This is a genomic window from Tessaracoccus zhenghani (assembly GCF_054552775.1).
On sequence record NZ_CM137275.1, the window covers coordinates 590221 to 612918 of the forward strand.

Here is a 22698-nt window from a genome sequence, read left to right on the forward strand (position 1 = left end):
CGGCGAGTAGCCTGACCCGTGTGCTCGACCTCCTCACCTCCTCACCGCTCCTGACGATCATGCTCGTGGTGGCGCTCGGCGCCGCCGTCGGCATGATCCCGTTCGGGCCGTTGCGGTTCGGGGCGGCGGGGGCGCTGTTCGTCGGCCTGTTCTTCGGCGCGCTCGAACCGGCGCTGGGGGAGGGCCTGGGCCTGGTGTCGACGCTCGGCCTGGCGCTGTTCGTCTACACGGTGGGCGTCGCCGCCGGCGAGACGTTCTTCGCCGACCTGCGCAAGCAACTTCCGTTCATGGGTCTGGCGGTGGGCGTCATCGCCGTCGTGACGGTGGTGGCGATCCTGATGGGCGGCGCGCTCGGGCTGGGTCCCGGCATGATCGCCGGCGTGTTGGCCGGCGCGCTGACGTCGACCCCCGCCCTCGCCGCGGCGACGGACGCAACGGGCAGCGCGGAAGCCGCCGTGGGTTATTCGCTGGGGTACCCGGTGGGCGTGGTGCTGGCCATCATCGTGGTTGCGCTCGTCGTGAACCGGCGGTGGCCCGGACGCAAGGACGAGCCGTCTGCCAACGCGGAAGGCATCGTCGCTGAATCCGTGGAGGTGGACCGCACCGCGTCGCTGCGCCTGGTGCCGGGCTGGGCCGATGAGGCCATCAAGATGAGCTACCTGGTGCGCGACGGCCGCACCCGCGTCGTGTCGCCCGGCGAGGAACTGCTGCCCGGGGACCGCGTCCTCGTGGTGGGGGCGCCCAACGCGGTGGGCCGGGCGGTGGAGTTCCTCGGCACGCGGCTGGAGCAGGAACTCACCACGGACCGCGGCTCCGTGGACTTCCGCCGCTTCGTCGTCTCCTCGAACCACGTGGCCGGCCACGCGGTGGCGCAACTGAACCTCCCCAGCCGGTTCGGCGGGGTGATCACCAGGGTGCGCCGCGGCGACGCGGACCTGCTGGCGCGCGACGACCTCATCCTGCAACTGGGCGATCGGGTCCTCGCGGTGGGCCCCCAACGCGACCTCGACGCCATGGGCTCATTCTTCGGCGACTCCGAGCGCAAGGTCTCAGAGGTCGACGCGCTGGCGCTCGGCCTGGGTCTCGTGCTGGGCCTGCTGCTGGGGGCGGTCACCGTCCCGCTGCCCGGCGGGATCGACTTCTCGCTCGGCCCCGCGGCCGGCCCGCTCGTCGTGGGCATGATCCTGGGTGCCATGCACCGCACCGGCCCGCTGCTCTGGTCCATCCCGCTGTCGGTGAACCTGACCATCCGCCAACTCGGGCTGCTGCTGTTCCTCGCGACGGTGGGGCTCGCGTCCGGCCCCATGTTCGCCTCGCAGGCCCTCAGTGGCACGGGACTTCGCGCCGGAGCCCTGGCGGCCGCGGTGGTCATCGCCTCAGCTGTCGCATTCCTGGCTGGCGCCCGCACCATGGGGCTCTCGGCACCGCGGGCGGCGGGCGGTTTCGCCGGCTACATCGGCCAGCCGGCGATCCTGGCGTTCGCGAACGAGCGCGTGAACGACGACAGGGTCGAGGCGGGCTACGCGGCGCTGTTCGCGCTGGGCATCATCGCCAAGATCGTGGCGGTCCAGGTGCTCGCGGCACTGGTGGGCTGACCCGGCGGGCCGTCACCAGAATGGGGACCGGCGGTGGCAGGGTAAGCTGTGGAGCCGTTGGTCCGTAGTGGAGGTTGGTTGTCTGTGGCTGAGAATTTCGTTCACCTGCACTGCCACACGGAGTTCTCGATGCTCGACGGCGCGGCCCGCATCCACGACCTGTTCAGGGGCGCGGAGGAGATGGGCATGCCGGCCCTCGCCATGACGGACCACGGCAACCTCTACGGTGCCTACGAGTTCTACAAGGCCTCCAAGAACTACGACGTCAAGCCGATCATCGGCCTCGAGGCCTACCTGACGCCCCGCACCCACCGCTCTGAGCGCAAGCGTGTGCAGTTCGGCGACGGTACCGGTGACGACGTCGCGTCGAAGGGCGCCTACACCCACATGACGATGTGGGCCTCCAACAACGAGGGCATGCACAACCTCTTCAGGCTCTCCACCAGGAGCTCCCTCGAGGGCTTCTTCTACAAGCCGCGCGCAGACCGGGAACTGCTCCACCAGTACGGCACGGGCCTGCTGGCCACCACGGGGTGCCCGTCGGGCGAGGTGCAGACGTTCCTGCGGTTGGGGCAGTACGACAACGCCCGCGCAGCCGCCGCCGAGTTCCGCGACATCTTCGGGGAGGGCAACTTCTACGTCGAACTGATGGACCACGGCCTCGACATCGAGACCAGGGTCCGCAAGGACCTGCTGCGCCTGGCGAAGGACCTCTCCCTGCCGCTCGTGGCCACCAACGACCTCCACTACGTGCACGCCCACGATGCCGACGCCCACGACACCCTGCTCTGCGTCTCGGCCGGTTCGCGGAAGGCGGAGACCAGCCGCTTCAAGTTCGATGGCAACGGGTACTACCTCAAGTCCGCCGAGGAGATGCGCTCGCTGTTCCGGGAACTGCCGGAGGCGTGCGACAACACGCTCGCCATCGCGGAGCGGATCGAGACGAAGTTCGACGAGGGCATGGGCACCTACATGCCCCGGTACCCCGTCCCGGAGGGCGAAACCGAGGACTCCTGGTTCCACAAGGAGGTCGAACGCGGCCTCCAGGCGCGCTACCACGGCAACATCTCCCAGGAGGTGCGTGAACGCGCCGAGTTCGAGACCAGCATCATCGCCTCCATGGGCTTCACCGGCTACTTCCTCGTGGTCGCGGACTTCATCAACTGGGCCAAGAAGAACGGCATCCGGGTGGGCCCCGGCCGCGGCTCGGGTGCAGGTTCCATCTGCGCCTACGCCCTGCGCATCACAGATCTCTGCCCGCTGCAGCACGGTCTCCTGTTCGAACGGTTCCTGAACCCGGAACGCGTCTCCATGCCGGACTTCGACATCGACTTCGATGATCGCCGCCGCGGCGAGGTCATCCAGTACGTGTCGGAGAAGTACGGCAACGACAAGGTCGCCCAGATCATCACGTACGGCTCCATCAAGGCGAAGGCCGCGGTGAAGGACTCCGCACGCGTGCTCGACATGCCGTTCGCCATCGGCGAGCAGATCACCAAGGCCATGCCGGCAGACGTCATGGGCAAGGGCGTGTCGCTGGCGGACCTGTTCAACGAGCAGCACAAGCGCTACGCCGAGGGCAACGAGTTCCGCGAGCTGTACCAGTCGTCGCCGGACGTGCGCACAGTCGTCGACACGGCCAAGGGCCTGGAGGGGCTGAAGCGCCAGTGGGGCGTCCACGCCGCCGGCGTGATCATGAGTTCGCATTCGCTGATCGACATCATCCCGCTCATGAAGCGCGAGGCCGACGGTGCGATCATCACCCAGTTCGACTACCCGGGCTGCGAGTCCCTCGGCCTGATCAAGATGGACTTCCTGGGGTTGCGCAACCTCACCGTCCTCGACGACGCGGTGCGCAACATCAAGCTGAACCGCGACTTCGACCTCGACCTCGACGCGCTCGTCGAGGACATGACCGACAAGGCCGCCTACGACCTGCTGGCCAGCGGCGACACCCTGGGCATCTTCCAACTCGACGGCGGCGGCATGCGCACCCTGCTGCGCCTCATGCAGCCGGACCATTTCGAGGACATCTCCGCGGCCCTGGCCCTGTACCGGCCCGGGCCCATGGGCGCCCAGTCCCACACCAACTACGCCCTGCGCAAGACCGGCCAGCAGGAGATCGTCCCGATCCACCCGGAGCTCGAGGAACCACTCGCGGACATCCTCTCCACCACCTACGGCCTGATCGTCTACCAGGAGCAGGTCCAGCAGATCGCCCAGCGCGTCGCCGGCTACTCGCTGGGCAAGGCAGACCTGCTGCGCCGCGCCATGGGCAAGAAGAAGAAGGAGGTCCTCGACGCGGAGTTCGTGCCGTTCTCCGAGGGCATGCGGGCCAACGGCTTCTCCGACGGTGCCATCAAGGCGCTGTGGGAGATCCTGATCCCGTTCTCCGACTATGCCTTCAACAAGGCGCACACCGCGGCCTACGGCGTCATCTCCTACTGGACGGCCTACCTCAAGGCGAAGTACCCCGTCGAGTACATGGCGGCGCTGCTCCAGTCGGTGCGCGACGACAAGGACAAGTCCGCCCAGTACCTCGCCGAATGCCGCCGCATGGGCATCGAGGTGCTGCCGCCGGACGTGAACTCCTCCGAGGTGATGTTCACGCCTGTGGGCGAGCACATCCGCTTCGGCCTGGGCGCCGTCCGCAACGTGGGCGACAAGGTGGTCACCGCCTGGGTGGAGGAGCGCAAGCGCCTCGGCCCCGCGTCGGACTTCCACGACTTCCTGGACAAGGCGCCGCTGCTGATCTGCAACAAGCGCGTGGTCGAATCGCTGATCAAGGCCGGTGCCTTCGACGAGATGGGCCACGCCCGCCGAGCGCTCATGAGCATCTATGAGAACGCCGTCGACGCGGTCATCGACCTCAAGCGCAACGCGGAGCACGGCCAGGACGGGTTCGACTTCGGTTTCGGTGCCGAGGTCGACGACACCAGCTCCGCGCTGCGCGACACGGTGCCGGAGATGGACGAGTGGGACCGCCGCACCAAGCTCGGCTTCGAGCGCGAGATGCTGGGCCTCTACGTGTCGGACCACCCGCTCAACGGGCTCGAGCACGTCCTGCAGGCCAACTCCGAGCGGTCGATCTCCTCGGTCGCCTCCCCGGACGGCTACCGCGGCCCCACCAAGGTGTGCGGCCTGATCACGTCGGTGGCCCGCCGCGTCAACAAGGCCGGCAACATCTGGGCCATCATCAGCGTGGAGGACCTCACCAGTTCGCTGGAGGTCACAGTCTTCCCGCGGGTCTATGACCAGGTGGCGCAGTACCTCGAGCCGGACACCATCATCGCCGTCAGCGGCGTGGCGGAGGACGGCGAGGACCGCGGCCGGATGCGGGCCCAGCAGATCATCACGCCGCACGTCAGCGCCGAAGGCAACGTGGGCCCGCTCGCCCTGTCGCTGCCGGCGGTGCGCTGCACCCCCGGCCTGGTGAACCGCCTGAAGGAGATCCTCGCCCTCTACCCCGGCGCGGCCGAGGTGCACCTCAGCCTCCGCACCGGCGACACCATCAAGACCTTCCGCCTCGGCGACGGTTACCGGGTGAACCTCACGTCTGCGCTGTTCGCAGACCTGAAGGCCGTCCTGGGCCCGGCGTGCGTCGGCATGGGACGGGGCGTTGATGTCTGACGGCCTCCTCGTCGTCACCCGGCGCAGCCAACTCGCCGAACTGTGGGACAACAGCTGGTGGCGCCTGATCGTCTTCGTCGCCGCCTCGGTGCTGGTGGGCGCCCTCGGAGGCCTCCTCTGGGCCGCCACCGCGCCCCGGCCCACGTACCAGATCCAGGAGGACCTCACCGCCCTGATCTCCGAGCGCGGGCAGGCCGCCATGATCGGCGCCGATGCCAGCTTCGTGCTGATCACCGGAATCATCGGGGCCGCCGTGGGCCTCGTCGGCTGGTTCGTCCTGTACCGCCGCGGTTGGCTTGTGATCGTTGGATCCGTCCTGGCCGCAGTCGCGGCCGCGCTCATGACGTGGCGGCTGGGGCTGGTCGTGGGCACCACCGGGTTCGCGCAGCGGCTGGCTTCGGCCTCGGCCGGCGATGTCGTCGCGGTGGACCTCCAACTGCGGTCCCTGGCCGCCCTGATGGTGGCCCCCTTCACCGCGATCACCCCTGTCATGCTGCTCGCTGCGTTCTGGCCGGAGCCAGGGGATGAGCAGGAGTCCGAGGAGCCTGAGCCCACGCAGTAGGATGGGTTACCGTGCTGCGCATTCTTGATTTCACCGGGGCTCAGGGGCCCTACCGGGCCATGTTGCCCCGCGGGTCGTTCGACGTGGACGCCGCGGTGGAGGTGGTGCGGCCCATCGTCGACGACGTGGCTGCCCGCGGTGAGCAGGCGCTGCGCGAGTACTCCCAGAAGTTCGACGGCGTGACTCCGGAGTCGCTCCGCGTGCCGGCTGCTGAACTGGCCCGCGCCGCCGCAGAACTCGACCCGGACCTGGCCGAGGCCTTCGCCGTGTCCATCCAACGGCGCCGTCAGGTGGCCCAGGACCTGGAACTCGACTCGAACCCGGCCCCCGCGGTCCTCGCCGACGGCGCCCGTGTCGGCCTGCGCAACATCCCCGTCGGCCGCGTTGGCCTCTACGTCCCGGGCGGCCTCGCTCCGCTGGCCTCCTCGGTCATCATGAACGTGGTGCCGGCGCAGGTGGCCGGAGTGCCGTCGATCGCCGTCGCGTCGCCGCCCCAGAAGGACTTCGGCGGGCTGCCGCACCCCAGCATCCTGGCGCTGTGCCACATCCTCGGCGTGGAAGAGGTCTACGCCGTCGGTGGCGCGCAGGCCGTGGCCATGTTCGCCCACGGCGTCGACGGACTGTGCGAGCCCGTCTCGTTGATCACCGGCCCCGGCAACATCTACGTGGTGGCGGCCAAGCGCCTGCTCCGCGGGCTCGTCGGCATCGACTCGGAGGCCGGCCCCACGGAGATCGCCATCGTGGCCGACGACACCGCGAACCCGGCCTACGTGGCCGCAGACCTCATCTCGCAGGCCGAACACGACCCGTTGGCAGCGTCTGTGCTCATCACACCCTCGGCCGCTCTGGGCGAGGCCGTCCGGGCGGAGGTGACCCGGCAGGTGGAGGTGCAGAAGCACCACGAGCGGATCCGCACCGCGCTCACTGGCCCGCAGTCCGCCGTCGTGCTGGTGCGCGACCTCGACCAGGCCGTCGCAGTGGCGGACGCCTACGCCGCCGAACACCTGGAGATCCAGACAGCCAACGCGGAGGCGGTGGCCGCGCGTATCCGCAACGCCGGCGCCATCTTCGTCGGCGACTTCGCCCCCGTCTCGCTGGGCGACTACTCCGCAGGTTCGACGCATGTGTTGCCCACCGCGGGCTGCGCCTGCCACTCGTCGGGTCTCAACGTGCGCTCGTTCATGCGCACCGTGCACGTCATCGGCTACACCGAGCAGGCCCTGATGGCCATCGCAGACGGGGTGGAGAAGTTCGCGCTGGCCGAAGACCTGCCGGGCCACGCCGCGGCCATCACGGTGCGGAGGGCCCGATGATCACGCTCGACGACCTCCCGCTGCGTGCGGATCTGGTGGGGGAGGAGCCCTACGGTGCTCCCCAGCTGGACGTGCCTGTGGTGCTCAACGTCAACGAGAACCCCTACCCGCCGTCGCCGGCTGTCCGGCAGGAGATGGCGGCGGCCATCGTCAACGCCGCCGGCACGCTCAACCGCTACCCGGACCGCGAGGCGCGCGCCCTGCGGGCCGATCTCGCCGCCTACCTGGGCCACGGCCTGACGGCAGAGCGGATCTGGGCGGCCAACGGGTCCAACGAGATCATGAGCCACCTGCTCACCGCGTTCGGCGGGCCGGGGCGCAAGGTGCTCACCTTCACTCCCACGTACTCCATGTACCCGGAGTACGCGCGCAACACCTGCACCGAGTACGTGACGGTGCCGCGTCGCGACGACTACACGCTCGACGCCGAACTCATCCTCGGCGCCATCGCCGAGCACCGGCCCACCGTCGTCCTCATCACCTCGCCGAACAACCCGACGGGTACCACCGTCGCGTTGGAGGTCATCGACGAGGTGTGCGCCACCACGGATGCCATCGTGGTCGCCGACGAGGCCTACCAGGAGTTCTCCAGCCGCCCCAGCGCACTCGAGCTGCTCGACAAGCACCCCCGTCTGGTGGTGTCACGCACCATGAGCAAGGCGTTCGCCCTGGCCGGAGGCCGCGTGGGCTACCTGGCTGCGGCCTCGGCCATCGTGGACGCCTGCCGGATCGTGCGCCTGCCGTACCACCTCAGTGCCCAGACCCAGGCCGTGGCGCGCGTGGCGCTGGCCCACGCCGACGAGCTCCTCGCCCGGGTGCGCGAACTGACCGCCGAGGCCCGCGGCTTCGAGGCCTGGGCGCGCGAGCACGGCTACGCCGTCGTCGATTCGGAGGCGAACTTCTCGCTGATCGGACGCTTCCCTGACCGGCACCAGGTCTGGCAGTCGCTGCTGGACAGGGGCATCCTGATCAGGGAGACCGGCCCGGCCGGCTTCCTGCGGGTCTCCGCCGGCACCCCGGCCGAAATGGCCGCCCTCAAAGAGGCCCTCACAGATCTCCAGCCCGAAAGGCAGCCATGACCCGCACCGCCACCGTCGAACGCGTCACCAGCGAGTCGTCCATCAAGGTCACCCTCGACCTGGACGGCAGCGGCACCTCGCAGATCTCCACGGGCATCGGCTTCTACGACCACATGCTCACTGCGCTGTCCAAGCACTCGCTGATCGACCTCACCGTCGAGGCGGAGGGTGACCTGCACATCGACGGGCACCACACCATCGAGGACACCGCCATCTGCATCGGGCAGGCGCTGAAGGAGGCGCTGGGCGACAAGTCCGGCATCCGTCGCTACGCCTCCGCCGTCGTGCCGCTCGACGAGGCCGTCGCCGAGGTCGTCGTGGACGTCGCCGGCCGCCCGTACGTCACCTGCCAGGGGGAGCCCGACGGCCAGGTGTACGCCCGCATCGGTGGTTCCGGCGTGCCGTACGCCGGTTCCATGACGCACCACTTCTTCGAGTCGCTGGCGCTCAACGCCGGCCTCTGCCTGCACCTCACGCTCCGCGCCGGCCGGGATCCGCACCACATCGTGGAGGCCGAGTTCAAGGCCCTCGCGCGGGCACTGCGCGACGCCGTCGAGATCGATCCCCGTCAGCAGGGCATCCCGAGCACGAAGGGTGCACTCTGATTCGCCGGGTCGGCCTGCTCGACTACGGCTCGGGCAACCTGCACTCCGCCGCCCGCGCGTTCCGCAACGCGGGGGCTGAGGTCGTCGTGTCGGCGGACCACTCCGAACTCCTCCGGCAGGACGGCCTCGTCGTGCCGGGAGTCGGTGCTTTCGCCACCTGCATGAACGGGCTCACGGCGGTGGGCGGCGACGACCTTATCCGGGACTGGGCCGCGGCCGAGCGTCCCCTCCTGGGGATCTGCGTCGGCCACCAGATCCTCTTCTCCGCCGGCCACGAGCACGGCATCCGCGCCGAGGGCATCGGGCTCTACGACGGAGAGGTCACGGCCCTGGAGACGCACCGCCTGCCGCACATGGGCTGGAACACGGTCAGCGCCGCGAAGGGTTCGCGCCTCTTCGAGGGTCTCGCAGAGGAGCGCTTCTACTTCGTGCACAGCTACGCCGCACGGACGGCGCCGGGCGACGGCCTCGTCACCACGGCTCAGCATGAGGACGTCAGCTTCGTCGCGGCTGTCGAGCGCGGCGTCGTGTCGTCCACCCAGTTCCACCCCGAAAAGTCGGGCGCCGCGGGCGCCCGACTCATCGGGAACTGGCTCGCCGCCTTCTCAGGCTGAGCGGGCCCCGCTGTCCAGGACGGCGCAGACGGCCTCGTCGCGGTCTGCGCACCGGAGTCAAGGCATGGTGACCAAGCCCCGGCGCGTGGTCTCCCGGCCGGGGCCTGACCGGGTAGGGTTGTGCGTCGTGGAGAAGCTTCAACTGTTGCCCGCCGTCGACGTCCAGAACGGCCAGGCCGTTCAACTGGTGCAGGGCATAGCCGGCACCCAGAAGGAATTCGGCGATCCCCTCGAGGCCGCGCTGCGCTGGCAGGAAGGCGGTGCCGAATGGCTCCATCTGGTGGACCTCGACGCGGCGTTCGGCCGTGGCAACAACGGTGACCTGCTGAAGGACATCGTCGGCAAGCTCGACATGTCGGTCGAGATGTCCGGCGGCATCCGTGACGACGAGTCACTGGAGCGCGCGCTGGCCACCGGCTGCCGCCGCGTCAACATCGGCACCGCGGCCCTCGAGAACCCGCAGTGGTGTGAGCGGATCCTCGCCCGCTACGGCGACAGGGTCGCCATCGGCATCGACGTGCGGGGTGAGAACCTCGCGGCCCGCGGCTGGACCACCGAGGGTGGCCCATGGCACGAGGTGGTGGACCGCCTGACGGCGGCAGGCTGCGAACGCTTCGTCGTCACAGACGTGAACGCAGACGGCATGCTGACCGGCCCCAACACGGATCTCCTCCTCGAGGTCGCCGAACGCAGCGGCCAGAAGGTGATCGCCTCCGGCGGGATCGCCACGCTCGACGACCTGCGTGCCCTGCGCCGCCACGTGGACCGCGGCGTGGAGGGTGCCATCGTCGGCACCGCGCTCTACGTCGGCCGGTTCACGATCGGCGAGGCGCTCGCCGTCGCAGAGGGCGCCATCGATGGTTAGGCCTCCGGCCAGCACGTTCGGTGCTGTTGATCCCGCGCACGGACATGTGCCCCCGCTGCTGACGGGCCGTATCAAGGACCTCCTGGCGGGCAGGAAGATCGCCATGACCGGTGTCACCGGGTTCATCGGCGAGCAACTCCTCTGGAAGGTCCTCACCGAGTGCCCGGATACCGCCACGGCCGTCCTGGTGCGCCGCAAGGGGTCGATCACGGCGGAGAGCCGCGTCGTGTCGCTGCTGAAGAAGAAGATCTTCAAGGACGTCGTGGAGCAGGCCGGTGGAGTCGCCGAGCTCATGGCCTCCCGCATCCAGGTGATCGAGGGCGACCTGCCCCGCGTGCCGGACCTGCCGCGCGACATCGACGTGCTGGTGCACTGCGCCGGCGACGTGTCCTTCGACCCGCCCATCGACCAGGCGTTCATGACCAACGTGGTGGGCACCAAGGCGCTGCTGGGCAAGCTGCGTGAAGCCTGCTCGGATGCGGACGGCAACCTGGTCCGCGTGCCGCACTACGTGCACGTCTCGACGGCGTACACCGCCGGTCGTCGCCGGGGCGCCATTCCCGAAGCCGCGCACGTCCACACCATCGACTACGAGACCGAGACGGCCGCCGCGCTGGCCATGGCCGAGCACATCGAGGCCCGTTCCCGCAGCGCCGAGCAGCTGACGGTCCTGCGCAAGGAGGCGGAGGCCCTCCACCGCCAGGCCGGCTACCTCACCACCTCGCAGGACACCGAGCGCCGCCGCCTGGAATGGGTCAAGAAGGAACTCGTCTCCGCCGGCACCGAGCGGGCCCGGTCACTGGGCTGGACCGACGTCTACACCTTCGCCAAGGCGATGGGGGAGCGCGTCGTGGCAGACCTCACCCACGACATGCAGGTGTCCATCTTCCGTCCCGCCATCGTCGAATCCTCGCTCCGGTACCCCTACCCGGGCTGGATCGAGGGCTTCAAGATGGCAGATCCCCTCATCCTGGCCTACGGCCGTGGCCAGGTGCCGGAGTTCCCCGCCTCACCGGATGCCGTGATCGACGTCATCCCCTGCGACTTCATCGTCAACGGCCTGGTGGCCGTGTGCGCCACCCAGCCCACCGTCGGTGAGCCGGAGTACTACCACGGCGCATCGGGCGCCCGTAACCCGCTGACGTTCCGCGGGATCTACGAGCACGTGCGCAGCTACTTCAGCAAGCACCCGTACACCTCCGGGCAGGGCTCCACACCGTTGTCCACCTGGAACTTCCCGGGGGCTGAGCCCATCGAGAAGCTCATGCGCGTGGCGGACACGGGCCTCAAGGTGGGTAACAAGCTGCTGAGCTACGCGCCGCGTGGCAAGCGGACCCGGGCCATGGCCGCCAGCCTCGACAAGACGTCGAAGACGCTGGACTTCCTGGGCAAATACCTCAGCCTCTACGGCGAGTACCTCCAGTCGGAGCTGCACTTCGTCGACGACAACACCCTGGCGCTGCACCACTCGCTGCACGAGGACGACAAGGAGCGCTTCGGCTTCGATTCCGCCTCCTTCGACTGGACGCACTACATGGAGGAGGTGCACATCCCGGCCATCACAGATCCGGTGCGCCGCCTTGAAGCAGTGCGCAAGCGTCGTCAGGCACGGGCCGCCACGTTCAAGGAACTGAAGCCCGCGGAGCCGGGCACCGTGCTCGCCGCCTTCGACCTCGACGGCACCGTCATGGCCACCAACGTCGTGGAGACCTACCTCTGGGCGCGGCTGCCGGAGCTCAGCCCCGTGCGCCGGCTCGGCGAAATGGCCAGCATCGCCATGCAGCTGCCGCTCTACCTGGGTGCCGAACGCAGAGACCGCGGTGTCTTCCTCCGGTCGATCTACCGCCGGTACGCCGGGGCGGACCTGGAGGCCCTCGAGGCCTACGTCGACGAGAAAATGGCGCCGCTGATCCTCGACCGGATGTCCCCGGACGCCATCCGCCGCATCCGCGAGCACCGCGACGCAGGGCACACCACCATCCTCATGACGGGTGCGGTCCGTCCGCTCACCAGGCCGTTCGAAGGGCTGTTCGACAGGATCGTCGCGGCCGAACTCGCCACCGATGAGCATGGTCGCTGCACAGGATTCCTGAGCGGCCCACCGATGGTCGGCGAGTCCCGCTCCGCCTGGCTCAACCACTATGCCAAACTGCACGACTTCGATCTGGGCGCAAGTTACGGCTACGCCGACAGCCATGTCGACCTGCCGATGCTCAGCACCGTGGGCAACCCCGTGGCCGTCAGCCCCGACATCGGCCTCATGCGGGCGGCCAGGTCCAAGGGCTGGTCGATCGTCGAATGGCCGGAGATGTCTCCGCTGCCGCGCTGGAAGATGTCGTGAACGGAAAGGATCAATGATGGCTCGTCCCGGTTTTGTACTCGAGGTCGACGACAAGACCCCGCCCATCATGGCCCCGGCCGGCGCCGAGCTCCGCCTCGAGCGGCTCGGCATCGGCACCAGGGTCGTCTACCCGGCGGACGCGGTGCCCTCGAGCGATCCGGCGGCGCTGATCGATTCTGCGCTGACCGCACCGCTGAACGCGGAGGCGCTGGCCTCGCGACTGCGTGAGGACACCAAGCTCACCATCGTGGTCGCCGACGGTGGCCTGCCGCTGCCGCGGCCCCAGTTCGACCCACGCCGGACCCTCGTGGAGCGGGTACTGGAAACCGCCGCGCGCGCCGGTGTCGACGACGTCGAACTCGTCGTCGCCAACGGGCTGCGTCAGCGCTGGTCGCCCACGCAGATCACGGCCGTCCTCGGCGACCGCGTGGCCAGCAGCTTCCTCCCCGACGGACTGATCACCAGTCACGACGTGACCAGCGATGACCTGGTCACCATCGGCGAAGCTGCCGGAGGGCCAGTGAGACTCAACCGCCGCGTCGCCGAATCAGACCTGGTCGTGGTCATCGCGCTGGCCTCCGGCTTCTCCTCCGGTTGCCCCCTGTCGGAGGGCCTCACGGACCTCGGCACCGTCAACCGGATGGCCGGCGCCAACGCCACCGACGAGGCCCGCACCGCCGTCGAAGAGCTCGTGCGGCAGAAGGTCGACGCGTTCGCGTTGGTGGCCGTCCTCGGCCAGCCCCTGCTCAGCAGCACCATGCGTTTCGTCTCGAAGCGTGAATGGGAATGGAACCTCGGCGACAAGCTGGCCTACGCCGGGGCCCGCCAGGTCATCGGCGCCCTGCCCCGCAACGGCGCCTCCCTGGTGCACAACCGCATGTCGGCCGACTACGCCATCATCGATGTCGTGGCCGGCGAACCCGCCGCGGTGCGCCACGATGCTTCGCTGGTCTGGCAGGCAGGCAACTCCGTCGAGGTCCGGGGCGCGGCAGACGTGCTGGTCGTCCCCGTGTGGGGCGCCGCCATCGAGGAGGGCCCCATCGGGTCGCCGCTCGACGCCGCCCACCATGCGCTCGTGACGGCTGCCGGTTCGCACCTCGGCAGCCCCTATGTGCGCCCCGGGGGAGTGGTCATCGCGTTCCACCCCCTGCCGAACAAGTTCTCCAACCGCCGCCAGTCGGCCGGCGCCGACTTCTTCGCGAAGGTGTTGCCCGCCAGCACCGATCCGGCTGAGATCGCGGCGGAGTTCGAGCCCCGGGCGATCAGCGACGACTGGTACATCAACCTGTACCGCAAGCAGTTCGCCCACCATCCGCTGCGCGCGTTCCACCAGTGGTACCGCACCGCGGCCGCCGCCCAGGACCTGTCCGACGTGATCTGGGCGGGCGCGGACCGGCGCAGCGCCGCGCTGCTCGGCCACCGTGCCGCCAGCACCTACGCCGACGCCCTCGAGATCGCCGCAGACGCGGTGGGGAGGCAGCCGGCCATCACGTTCCTACGAGGCCCCGGGCTGGCGCTGGGCGACGTGCGATGAAGCGTCATCTCCCGTCCTGGGCCCAGCCCCGACGCTCCAAGCCGAAACCGAAACTCACCCTCGTCACGGACCTGATCCGGCTCTTCCAGACCGTGCCCGGTCGTCGCCCGGCCGGTGCTCCGAAGCAGGAGCGGACCGGCCTGGAACTGGCCAGCCGGATGCAGTGGCCGCAGGGTCACGTGACGCTCAGCCTGCTGTCGCTGCGTTTCGACATCGAGCTGGTGGGCATCGACACGCTCAACGGGCTGCGCCAGCCCCTGGTGTTCGCCGTCAACGAGCAGGGCGTGCTGGACTACCAGATCCTGCGGATGGCGTTGCCGTCCCGGATGCGCCCCACCAACGTCGGCCTGTCCCGCGCCCTGGTGCGGGGCCGCAACGTCGTGAGCTTCACGGACGACCCCCCGCATGGGCGCCTCGTGGGCGACTTCACCACCGTCGCCGCGGAACTGGCCAACCAGCACAACGTGGCGATCATCCCGGTGGGGCTCGCCGGCACCTTCAAGTTGAAGGACATCCTCAAGTTGCCGCTCACCACCAAGCCCAAGGTGTCCATCCGCTTCGGCGCCCCCATCTACGTGCGGGGACGCTCGCTGGCGGAGGCCACCGCTGAGCTGCAGCTCCGCGTCGAACAACTCGTCCATGAGGGCGAACTCACCTGGTGGACGGTGGAGCGACGCCGCCAGGGGCACGGCGAACCCGCCGCGCCCACGCCCACCCCCCGGTGGCGCCGACTCTGGGACCAGACCGCCCCCAAGCCGGAAGACCGGAATCGAATCTGGCGATGAGATGAGCGCGATGGAAGCCTACGTCGAACCTCACCTCACCTGGCGGCTCCTCACTGCGGACGACGCCATGGAGGTCGACGAGTTCCGCCAGCAGCTCGAGGCACTGGACAACTCCGTGCTGTCCGGCGTGGCCACGTCGATCACGGACTCCGGCATGCAGATGGCGGAGGGGATGGCCGTCGGGGGGTGGGACGCCTACTCGTCACTGTCCGCCTTCGGCATCAGCTACGTGGCCGAGGTGGACCCGCCGCGGATCTACCTCATGGGCGGCGTGCACCCCGTCCACAGGCACCAGTCCATCGGTACCGCGTTGTTCCGGTGGCAGATGAACCGGGCCATCGCCTGGCGCGATGAACACCATCCCGGGCAACCGCTGTGGCTGGGCTGTTACGCGGAACTGGACCGCCCCGGGACGGAGAAGGTCGCCCGCAAGCTGGGTTTCACCCCCGAACGCTTCTACTACGACCTGCAACGCTCGCTGCGCCACCCGGTCCGCCACCACGACGTGCCGGGCATCACCTTCACGCGATTGACGGATGCGTTGGAAGAGGACGTGCGGGTGCTGCACAACACGTGCTTCGCCCCACTCGGCGGTTCCGAGGTCACCAAGGTGGACTGGCGGCACCGCCTCTGCGATGCCACCTTCCGTTACGACTGGTCCTTCGTCGCCCTCGACGGTGAGCGCGTCGTCGGTTATGCCATGAGCGGTGTCGACCAGGAGGGCGACACCGATGAGGCGTTCGGCGGGTGGACGGAGCGGTTCGGGGTCCATCCGGACTGCCGGGGCCGCGGCATCTCGCTGGCCCTGATGGAGCACTGCCTCAACGCCATGCGCGATTCGGGCTGCACGGAGGCAGGCATCGGCGTCGACACCGTCGACGGTGAAGGCATCAAGCGCTTCGCGGCAGATCTGGGCTACGCGACACGCGACGCCGTCGCACTGCTGTCCACCGTGGTGGAGTGAGCAGGCCACGGTAAGCTTCGCTGAGCACAGAATTTCCAGAGCATAGAGAGAGTGGGGTCCGATGTCGGGGCATTCCAAATGGGCGACGACGAAGCACAAGAAGGCAGTCATCGACGCCAAGCGCGGCAAGCTCTTCGCCAAGCTCGTCAAGGGCATCGAAGTGGCTGCACGGCTGGGCGGCGCCGACCCTTCAGGTAACCCGGCACTCGAGCTGGCCATCCAGAAGGCGAAGAAGTCTTCGGTCCCCAATGACAACATCGACCGCGCCGTCAAGCGCGGGTCCGGCGCCGAGTCGGGTGCTGCGGACTACGAGACGATCATGTATGAGGCCTACGGCTCCGCGGGCGTCGGCCTCCTGATCGAGTGCCTCACGGACAACCGCAACCGCTCCGCCTCCGAGGTCCGCGTCGCGGTCACCCGCAACGGCGGCACCATGGCGGACATCGGCTCGGTCCAGCGGGGCTTCTCCCGCATGGGTGTCATCGACGTCCCCAAGCAGCAGGGTGGCAAGGAGGTCTCGGAGGACGAGGTCCTCGAAGCCGCCCTCGACGCCGGGCTGGAGGAGGTCGTCGACGACGGCGACAACTGGGAGGCGCGCTGCGACCCCAACGACCTCGATGAGGTGCGCAAGGCCGTGGAGGGCGCCGGGTTCGACTGGGACGTCGCCGAAGTGCAGTTCGTCGCGTCCTTCGAGACGCCCGTCGACAACGTGGACGTCGCCAACCGCGTGTTCCGCATCATCGACGCTCTCGAGGACTGCGACGACGTGCAGAACGTCTACTCGAACCTGGATCTGACGCCTGAGGTGGCCGCGGCACTCGAAGACGAGGAGTGACCGCACGGGCATGCGAGTCATCGGCATCGACCCCGGCCTGACCCGGTGCGGTATCGGCATCGTCGACGGCACCGTCGGTCGGCCGCCCCGCCTGGTCGCCGTCGGTGTCGTCCGCACGCCCGCAACCCTCGATGTCGCCCGGCGCCTTCTGGCGCTGGAGGAGGGGCTCTCCGTCTGGTTCGAGGAGTACCAGCCGGAGGCCGCCGCCATCGAGCGTGTCTTCGCGCAGCACAACCTCGCCTCCGTGATGGACACGGCCCAGGCCTCCGGAGTCGCGGCGCTGAGCGCCGCCAGGCGGGGCCTGACGGTCACCTTTCACACACCGTCGGAGGTCAAGGCGGCGGTGACAGGGTCCGGCACCGCGGACAAGGCGCAGGTGACCCTCATGGTCACCCGCATCCTCAAGCTGTCAGAGGCCCCCAAACCCGCCGACGCGGCAGACGCGTTGGCCATCGCCGTGACCCACGTGTGGCGTGGCACCGGCACGAACCGTTACGCCGCGGCAGTCGCGGCAGCCAAGGGGAAGCGATGATCGCTCAACTCACCGGCACCGTGCTCAGGGCCGGCGCCACCGAATGTGTGCTCGACGTCGGGGGCGTCGGCTACCTGGTCTTCATCACGCCGTCGACGGCCGCGGCCCTGCGCCCGGGGGAGGTCACCACTCTCCATACGTCGCTGGTGGTGCGCGAGGACGCCATGACGCTCTACGGCTTCAACGGGCCTGGCGAGCGTGAGGCGTTCATCGTGTCCCAGGTCGCCTCGGGAGTGGGGCCCAAGCTTGCGCTGGCCATCGTCTCGGTGCTCGGGGCAGCGGAGTTGCGCCGCGCCGTCCAGACAGAGGACATCCGTCGGTTGACCTCGGTGCCGGGCATCGGCACCAAGGGTGCCCAGAAGCTCATCATCGAACTCAAGGACAAGGTCGTGGCCCTCGGCCTCGACGACCGGGACGGGCAGGAGAGTGCGCCGGTCGCGGGAAGTGGCGAGGAACAGTGGCGCCACCAGGTCAGCGAGGGGTTGCAGTCGCTCGGCTGGTCCGCGCGCGACGCCGATTCCGCCTGCGACAACGTGGCCCCCCTCGTCGAGGAGGATCCCGCCATGCCCATCGGCAAGCTCCTGCGCGCCGCGCTCAATTCGCTCGCGAGGCGATAGTGGAGCACGCAGAGACAGACCCCTACGCCCAGGTCGAGGAACGCGACTACGAGGCGGCGTTGCGGCCCAAGACCCTCACGGAGTTCGAGGGCCAGCCCCGCGTCCGCGAGCAGTTGGGCCTGGTGCTCGACGCGGCCCGCCACCGGGGCACGACGCCGGACCACGTGCTGCTGTCCGGCCCGCCCGGGCTCGGCAAGACCACACTTGCGATGATCATCGCCGAGGAGATGGGCGTCACCCTGCGGATCTCATCGGGCCCGGCCATCCAGCACGCCGGCGACCTCGCGGCCATCCTCTCGGGCCTCGACGAGGGCGAGGTGCTCTTCCTCGACGAGATTCACCGCCTGTCGCGTCCCGCTGAGGAGATGCTCTACCTCGCGATGGAAGACTTCCGCGTCGACGTCATCGTCGGCAAGGGCCCAGGAGCCACGGCCATCCCCATCGAACTGCCCCCGTTCACCCTGGTGGGGGCCACCACGCGCGCCGGCATGCTGCCCGGGCCGCTGCGTGACCGCTTCGGCTTCACGGCGCAGCTCGACTTCTACGATCCGGCGGACCTGGCGGGCATCGTGGTCAACTCCGCGGGCAAGCTCGGCGTCTCGATCCATCCCGACGCCACGGACGAGATCGCCCGTCGGTCCCGGGGCACACCCCGCATCGCCAACCGCCTGCTGCGGCGCGTGCGCGACTTCGCGCAGGTCAAGGGACATCCCGTGGCAGACCGTGGCGTCGCCCGCGCTGCGCTGGAACTGTACGAGGTGGATGAACGGGGTCTCGACAGGCTGGACCGTGGCGTGCTGGCGGCACTCTGCAACCTCTTCGACGGCGGTCCCGTCGGGCTCTCCACCCTCGCGCTGAGCGTGGGGGAGGAGATCGAAACAGTCTCCGAAGTCGCAGAACCGTTCCTCATCCGCGAGGGGCTCCTGGTGCGCACACCCCGTGGCCGGGTGGCCACCCGGGCCGGCTATGCGCACCTCGGTATGAGGCCGCCCGCGCAGAACCCCGTACTCTTCGATTGACCATTTCACGGTACCGGCACCTCTGGTACTGACTTCTGACCGGCCTCCGCTATTCTGAGCGACGGCCACCAACGTAGGGAGAAGCTCCATGCCACCCGGATTTGACCTGATCATCATGATCGTGGCGATGATCGCCCTGTTCTACTTCATGATCATCCGCCCACAGCGCAAGCGCATGCAGCAGCACCAGGAGATGCAGCAGCAGTTGGTGCCCGGCGCCCGGGTGCTGCTGACCTCCGGCATGTTCGGCACCGTCGTGCATGTCGGCGAGCGTCAGCTCATCGTCGAGCTCGCCCCCGGCGCCGAAGTCACCGTCCTCAAGGGAAACGTGGCCCGTACTGCCAACCCTGATGAGGAGGAGTTCGAGTTCGACGACGCACCGGCGGATGTCCTGAGCACCGAGCCGGTCATCACCGACGAGGAGTTCCAGGCCATGTACGGCTCTGACGAGCAGCCCGACACCGAACCGTCCCACGACGTGACGGACCCGAACCGCAACGAGGATCCCAAGTAACCGTGGCAACGCAAGCTAAGAGGTCACGACCAGGAGTCGTCCTCATCGTCTTCCTGCTGATCCTGGCAGGACTCTTCACCATCATGGCCGCCACCAAGACCTGGGGGCCGAAGCTCGGTCTCGATCTGCAGGGTGGCCAGACCATCACGCTCACGGCCACCAACAAGACCGTGACCCTCGAGTCGCTCGAGCTGGCCCGCGACATCATCCGCCAGCGCGTCGACGGCCTGGGTGTGGGCGAGGCCAGCGTCGCCGTTCAGGGTGAGCGGCACGTCGTCGTGTCCGCCCCGAACGTGTCCCGCGACGACCTCGTAGACCTGGTCGGCGCCACCGCGCAGCTCGCGTTCCGCCGCATCCTGAACGTCGGCGTGGGCACCGGTGAGTCGCCGGACTCGGCCACGGAGGACGGCACCGCCCTCCCGGGGCTGCCGGTCGCGCCCACTCCGGAGACCGCCGACGGCGAGGACCCGCAGCAGCTGGGCACGCCCGAGGCGATCAACTACCAGCCCACCCCGGAGGATCTCTCCTACTTCGAGTCCTTCGCCTGCGGCGACGACACCCACGAGGACCCCACCCGCGCGCTGGCCGCCTGTGATTCCACGGGGTCGCAGAAATACCTGCTCGGCCCCACGGTCATCCGCGGCCAGGAGCTGTCCACGGCATCCTTCGGGATCCCGCAGGGCGAACTGCAGTACGCCGTGACGCTCGGCTTCAACGACACCGGCACGCGCCAGATGTCAGAACTCACCGGCGCCCTGGTGGGCCAGCCCGAACCCAACAACATGTTCGCCATCGTCCTCGACGGCGTCGTGGAGTCCGCCGCCACCGCGCAGGACCGCATCGTCAACGGCGAGGCGATCATCCGTGGCGGCTTCACCGCGGAATCGTCCGCGGCACTCGCCAACGTGCTGAAGTTCGGCGCGCTGCCGGTCAGCTTCGAGCCGTCGCAGGTCGAGACCGTGTCGGCCACCCTCGGTGGTGAGCAGTTGCGGGTCGGCATCATCGCCGGCCTGATCGGCCTCATCATCGTTGCGCTGTATTCATTCATCTACTACCGGGCGATGGGCATCGCCGTGGTGTTGTCCCTCCTTGCGGCCGCGGCCGCAACCTACTCCATGCTGGTGCTGCTGGGTCAGACCATGGGAGTGGCCCTGAACCTCCCCGGTATCGCAGGCGCCATCGTCGGTATCGCCATGACGGCAGACTCGTTCGTCATCTACTTCGAACGCATCCGGGACGAGATCCGCGACGGCAAGTCGCTGAAGTCGTCGTTGTTGTCGGGCTGGGCCAAGGCGCGCGGCACCATCGTGATCTCCGACGCCGTCCAGTTGCTGTCCGCCGTGGTGCTCTTCATCCTGGCCGTCGGCAGCGTCAAGGGCTTTGCGTTCATGCTGGGACTGACGACGGTGATCGACCTTCTCGTCGTGTTCTTCTTCACCAAACCCCTGGTGGAGCTGCTCGGCCGCACCAAGTTCTTCGGGCAGGGCCACAAGTGGTCGGGGCTCGACGCCGCGCACATGGGCGTGTCCCGTGACTCACTGCTCGGCCGCCGGTTCCGTCGCAGCACCACTGCCCCCTCGACCACCCTGCAGGAGGCGTGATGTCCGAGACGACTGACAAGAAGCTGGGATTTGCCCACCGTCTCTACACGGGCCAGATCTCCTACGACTTCATCAGGCACCGCAAGCTGTGGTTCATGATCTCCGGCGTCCTGCTGGTGCTCACCATCCTGGTGCTGTTGATCAGGGGCCTGACGCTCGGCATCGAGTTCCGCGGCGGCACCGATTTCCAGGTGCCGATGCAGGTCACCTCCACCACGGTGGACGACGTGCGCAGCCAGGTGAACGAGTTCAGCGTCGAGGAGCTCGAACCCCAGGTCTTCTCGCTGGGCGACAAGCAGATCCGCATCCAGACGCGCACGCTGTCGCCGGAGGAGACGACCACCACCCGCGCCGAGATCGCCGAGCTGGCGGGCGTGGCCTCGGACGAGGTTACGTACAACGCCATCGGCGCCTCGTGGGGCAAGGAGATCTCCCGCCAGGGCGTCATCGCACTCGTGGTCTTCACCGTGCTCGTCATGCTGCTGATCGCTGTGTACTTCCGCGACTGGAAGATGTCGATCGCGGCGATCGTGGCCGTGTTCCACGACCTGCTGTTGACCGTGGGTGTGTACGCGGCCGTCGGCTTCACGGTCACCCCGTCGACGGTCATCGGCGTGCTCACCATCCTGGGCTATTCCCTCTACGACACCGTCGTGGTGTTCGACAAGATCCGTGAGAACACCAGGAACATCGAAGAGACCAACTGGACCTACTCGGAGCGGGCGAACCTCGCGACGAACCAGGTGATCGTCCGCTCGCTCAACACCACCATCATCGGCATCCTGCCGGTGCTGGCGCTGTTCTCGGCGGGCACGCTCCTGGACAGTGGTCCGCTGGCAGACCTCGGCCTGGCGCTGCTGGTCGGCATGGTGGCGGGCGCGTACTCCTCGCTGTTCATCGCCTCGCCCATCCTGGCGATGCTGCGGGAGCGCGAACCCGCCATGGTCGAACACCGCGAGCGGATCGAGCGTCGCAAGGCGCGTGCGGAGGCGAAGTCGGCGCACCGTCACCACGTCGCCGAGGAGAACCTCGTGCACTCCGGTGCCGTTGTCGCGGACGATCACGCGCCCGTTTCCCCCGTCACCCCCGCGGAGCGCCGCGTGCGTCGCACGGGCGGTACCAGGGCCGACCGGAAGAAGGGGAAGTGACCCAGGACGAGTCGGCCGCTCGGCGCGCCCTCGTCGGCGAACTGATCGCTGACGTCCCCGACTTCCCGAAGCCGGGGGTGGTGTTCAAGGACATCACACCGCTGCTGGCATCGGCTAAGGGCTTCCAGGCCGCGATCACCGAGTTGGTGACCACCGCCCCGAAGCACATCGACATCGTGGTGGGGATGGAGGCCCGGGGATTCATCTTCGCGGCCCCCGTCGCCCTCGCGCTCGGAGCCGGGTTCGTGCCGGTGCGCAAGCCCGGCAAGCTGCCCGGCGAGATCATCAGCCACTCCTACGAACTGGAGTACGGCTTCGAGACCCTCACGATGCACCGCGACGCCATCCGGCCCGGGGCCCGTGTCCTCGTGGTCGACGACGTGCTCGCCACCGGCGGCACGGTCGGGGCCACCGCTGAGCTCCTCAAGCAGATGGGCGCGGACCTGGTCCACGTCTCCGTCGTGATGGAACTCAGTTTCCTCGGGGGTCGTGAGCGACTCATCGAGCGTGGCATCGACAATTGCACGGCCTTGGTGACAGTCTGA

The 22698-nt window shown here is 68.7% G+C and carries 20 protein-coding genes; all 20 read left to right on the plus strand.

Annotation, left to right across the window (positions count from 1 at the left end; all coding sequences use genetic code 11):
* Positions 1-11: 11 nt before the first annotated feature.
* A complete protein-coding gene (locus ACX1DX_RS02845; protein WP_209455263.1) occupies positions 12-1595 on the plus strand; it encodes an aspartate:alanine exchanger family transporter in 1584 nt (527 codons plus the stop codon).
* A 129-nt stretch (positions 1596-1724) separates the two neighbouring features.
* Positions 1725-5225: a DNA polymerase III subunit alpha gene (gene dnaE, locus ACX1DX_RS02850; protein WP_459398165.1), complete on the plus strand. Its 3501-nt coding sequence runs from the start codon at positions 1725-1727 to the stop codon at positions 5223-5225.
* Positions 5218-5787, plus strand: a complete 570-nt coding sequence (locus ACX1DX_RS02855; RefSeq protein WP_076059027.1) for a hypothetical protein — start codon at positions 5218-5220, stop codon at positions 5785-5787. The genes dnaE and ACX1DX_RS02855 overlap by 8 nt, the downstream gene beginning before the upstream one ends.
* 11 nt (positions 5788-5798) lie before the next feature.
* The gene (gene hisD, locus ACX1DX_RS02860) at positions 5799-7100 is read left to right on the plus strand and encodes a histidinol dehydrogenase (protein WP_459397596.1); all 1302 of its coding nucleotides are present in this window, start codon (positions 5799-5801) and stop codon (positions 7098-7100) included.
* Positions 7097-8179 (plus strand): histidinol-phosphate transaminase, encoded by a 1083-nt coding sequence (locus tag ACX1DX_RS02865; protein ID WP_076059023.1) that lies wholly within the window; start codon positions 7097-7099, stop codon positions 8177-8179. Before hisD ends, ACX1DX_RS02865 begins: the two co-directional genes overlap by 4 nt.
* A complete protein-coding gene (gene hisB / locus ACX1DX_RS02870; RefSeq protein WP_459397597.1) occupies positions 8176-8784 on the plus strand; it encodes an imidazoleglycerol-phosphate dehydratase HisB in 609 nt (202 codons plus the stop codon). The genes ACX1DX_RS02865 and hisB overlap by 4 nt, the downstream gene beginning before the upstream one ends.
* Positions 8781-9398 carry an imidazole glycerol phosphate synthase subunit HisH gene (gene hisH / locus ACX1DX_RS02875; protein ID WP_459398166.1) on the plus strand — a complete coding sequence of 206 codons (618 nt, stop codon included), beginning with the start codon at positions 8781-8783 and terminating at the stop codon, positions 9396-9398. The genes hisB and hisH overlap by 4 nt, the downstream gene beginning before the upstream one ends.
* A gap of 127 nt (positions 9399-9525) precedes the next feature.
* Complete coding sequence (gene priA / locus ACX1DX_RS02880) at positions 9526-10263, plus strand: bifunctional 1-(5-phosphoribosyl)-5-((5-phosphoribosylamino)methylideneamino)imidazole-4-carboxamide isomerase/phosphoribosylanthranilate isomerase PriA (RefSeq protein ID WP_459397598.1); 738 nt, start codon at positions 9526-9528, stop codon at positions 10261-10263.
* A complete protein-coding gene (locus ACX1DX_RS02885; protein ID WP_459397599.1) occupies positions 10256-12604 on the plus strand; it encodes an HAD-IB family hydrolase in 2349 nt (782 codons plus the stop codon). Before priA ends, ACX1DX_RS02885 begins: the two co-directional genes overlap by 8 nt.
* A gap of 13 nt (positions 12605-12617) precedes the next feature.
* Positions 12618-14138, plus strand: coding sequence for a lactate racemase domain-containing protein (locus ACX1DX_RS02890; protein WP_459397600.1), 1521 nt, complete (start codon positions 12618-12620; stop codon positions 14136-14138).
* The gene (locus ACX1DX_RS02895; protein ID WP_459397601.1) at positions 14135-14923 is read left to right on the plus strand and encodes a hypothetical protein; all 789 of its coding nucleotides are present in this window, start codon (positions 14135-14137) and stop codon (positions 14921-14923) included. The genes ACX1DX_RS02890 and ACX1DX_RS02895 overlap by 4 nt, the downstream gene beginning before the upstream one ends.
* Position 14924: 1 nt before the next feature.
* On the plus strand, positions 14925-15887 hold the full coding sequence (locus tag ACX1DX_RS02900) for a GNAT family N-acetyltransferase (protein ID WP_459397602.1): 963 nt from the start codon (positions 14925-14927) through the stop codon (positions 15885-15887).
* Positions 15888-15948: 61 nt separating this feature from the next.
* A complete protein-coding gene (locus ACX1DX_RS02905; protein WP_076059005.1) occupies positions 15949-16722 on the plus strand; it encodes a YebC/PmpR family DNA-binding transcriptional regulator in 774 nt (257 codons plus the stop codon).
* A gap of 19 nt (positions 16723-16741) precedes the next feature.
* Entirely contained in the window at positions 16742-17254 is a 513-nt protein-coding gene (gene ruvC / locus ACX1DX_RS02910; RefSeq protein ID WP_198928193.1) for a crossover junction endodeoxyribonuclease RuvC, read from the plus strand.
* Positions 17251-17871: a Holliday junction branch migration protein RuvA gene (ruvA, locus tag ACX1DX_RS02915; RefSeq protein WP_459397603.1), complete on the plus strand. Its 621-nt coding sequence runs from the start codon at positions 17251-17253 to the stop codon at positions 17869-17871. The genes ruvC and ruvA overlap by 4 nt, the downstream gene beginning before the upstream one ends.
* On the plus strand, positions 17871-18890 hold the full coding sequence (gene ruvB, locus ACX1DX_RS02920; protein WP_459397604.1) for a Holliday junction branch migration DNA helicase RuvB: 1020 nt from the start codon (positions 17871-17873) through the stop codon (positions 18888-18890). Before ruvA ends, ruvB begins: the two co-directional genes overlap by 1 nt.
* Positions 18891-18978: 88 nt before the next feature.
* Positions 18979-19404, plus strand: coding sequence for a preprotein translocase subunit YajC (gene yajC, locus ACX1DX_RS02925; RefSeq protein WP_459397605.1), 426 nt, complete (start codon positions 18979-18981; stop codon positions 19402-19404).
* 2 nt (positions 19405-19406) lie between these two features.
* On the plus strand, positions 19407-21005 hold the full coding sequence (gene secD, locus ACX1DX_RS02930) for a protein translocase subunit SecD (protein WP_459397606.1): 1599 nt from the start codon (positions 19407-19409) through the stop codon (positions 21003-21005).
* The gene (secF, locus tag ACX1DX_RS02935; RefSeq protein ID WP_076058994.1) at positions 21005-22153 is read left to right on the plus strand and encodes a protein translocase subunit SecF; all 1149 of its coding nucleotides are present in this window, start codon (positions 21005-21007) and stop codon (positions 22151-22153) included. The genes secD and secF overlap by 1 nt, the downstream gene beginning before the upstream one ends.
* The gene (locus ACX1DX_RS02940) at positions 22150-22698 is read left to right on the plus strand and encodes an adenine phosphoribosyltransferase (protein ID WP_076058991.1); all 549 of its coding nucleotides are present in this window, start codon (positions 22150-22152) and stop codon (positions 22696-22698) included. Before secF ends, ACX1DX_RS02940 begins: the two co-directional genes overlap by 4 nt.

Excerpts from the sequence above, each read along its gene's own strand:
- ACX1DX_RS02855 (WP_076059027.1), top strand. The coding sequence starts at position 5,218 with ATGTCTGACGGCCTCCTCGTCGTCACCCGGCGCAGCCAACTCGCCGAA.
- ACX1DX_RS02885 (WP_459397599.1), top strand. The coding sequence starts at position 10,256 with ATGGTTAGGCCTCCGGCCAGCACGTTCGGTGCTGTTGATCCCGCGCAC.
- dnaE (WP_459398165.1), top strand. The coding sequence starts at position 1,725 with ATGCTCGACGGCGCGGCCCGCATCCACGACCTGTTCAGGGGCGCGGAG.
- secF (WP_076058994.1), top strand. The coding sequence starts at position 21,005 with ATGTCCGAGACGACTGACAAGAAGCTGGGATTTGCCCACCGTCTCTAC.
- ACX1DX_RS02890 (WP_459397600.1), top strand. The coding sequence starts at position 12,618 with ATGATGGCTCGTCCCGGTTTTGTACTCGAGGTCGACGACAAGACCCCG.
- ACX1DX_RS02895 (WP_459397601.1), top strand. The coding sequence starts at position 14,135 with ATGAAGCGTCATCTCCCGTCCTGGGCCCAGCCCCGACGCTCCAAGCCG.
- ACX1DX_RS02905 (WP_076059005.1), top strand. The coding sequence starts at position 15,949 with ATGTCGGGGCATTCCAAATGGGCGACGACGAAGCACAAGAAGGCAGTC.
- ACX1DX_RS02900 (WP_459397602.1), top strand. The coding sequence starts at position 14,925 with ATGAGCGCGATGGAAGCCTACGTCGAACCTCACCTCACCTGGCGGCTC.
- yajC (WP_459397605.1), top strand. The coding sequence starts at position 18,979 with ATGCCACCCGGATTTGACCTGATCATCATGATCGTGGCGATGATCGCC.
- ruvA (WP_459397603.1), top strand. The coding sequence starts at position 17,251 with ATGATCGCTCAACTCACCGGCACCGTGCTCAGGGCCGGCGCCACCGAA.
- hisB (WP_459397597.1), top strand. The coding sequence starts at position 8,176 with ATGACCCGCACCGCCACCGTCGAACGCGTCACCAGCGAGTCGTCCATC.
- ACX1DX_RS02865 (WP_076059023.1), top strand. The coding sequence starts at position 7,097 with ATGATCACGCTCGACGACCTCCCGCTGCGTGCGGATCTGGTGGGGGAG.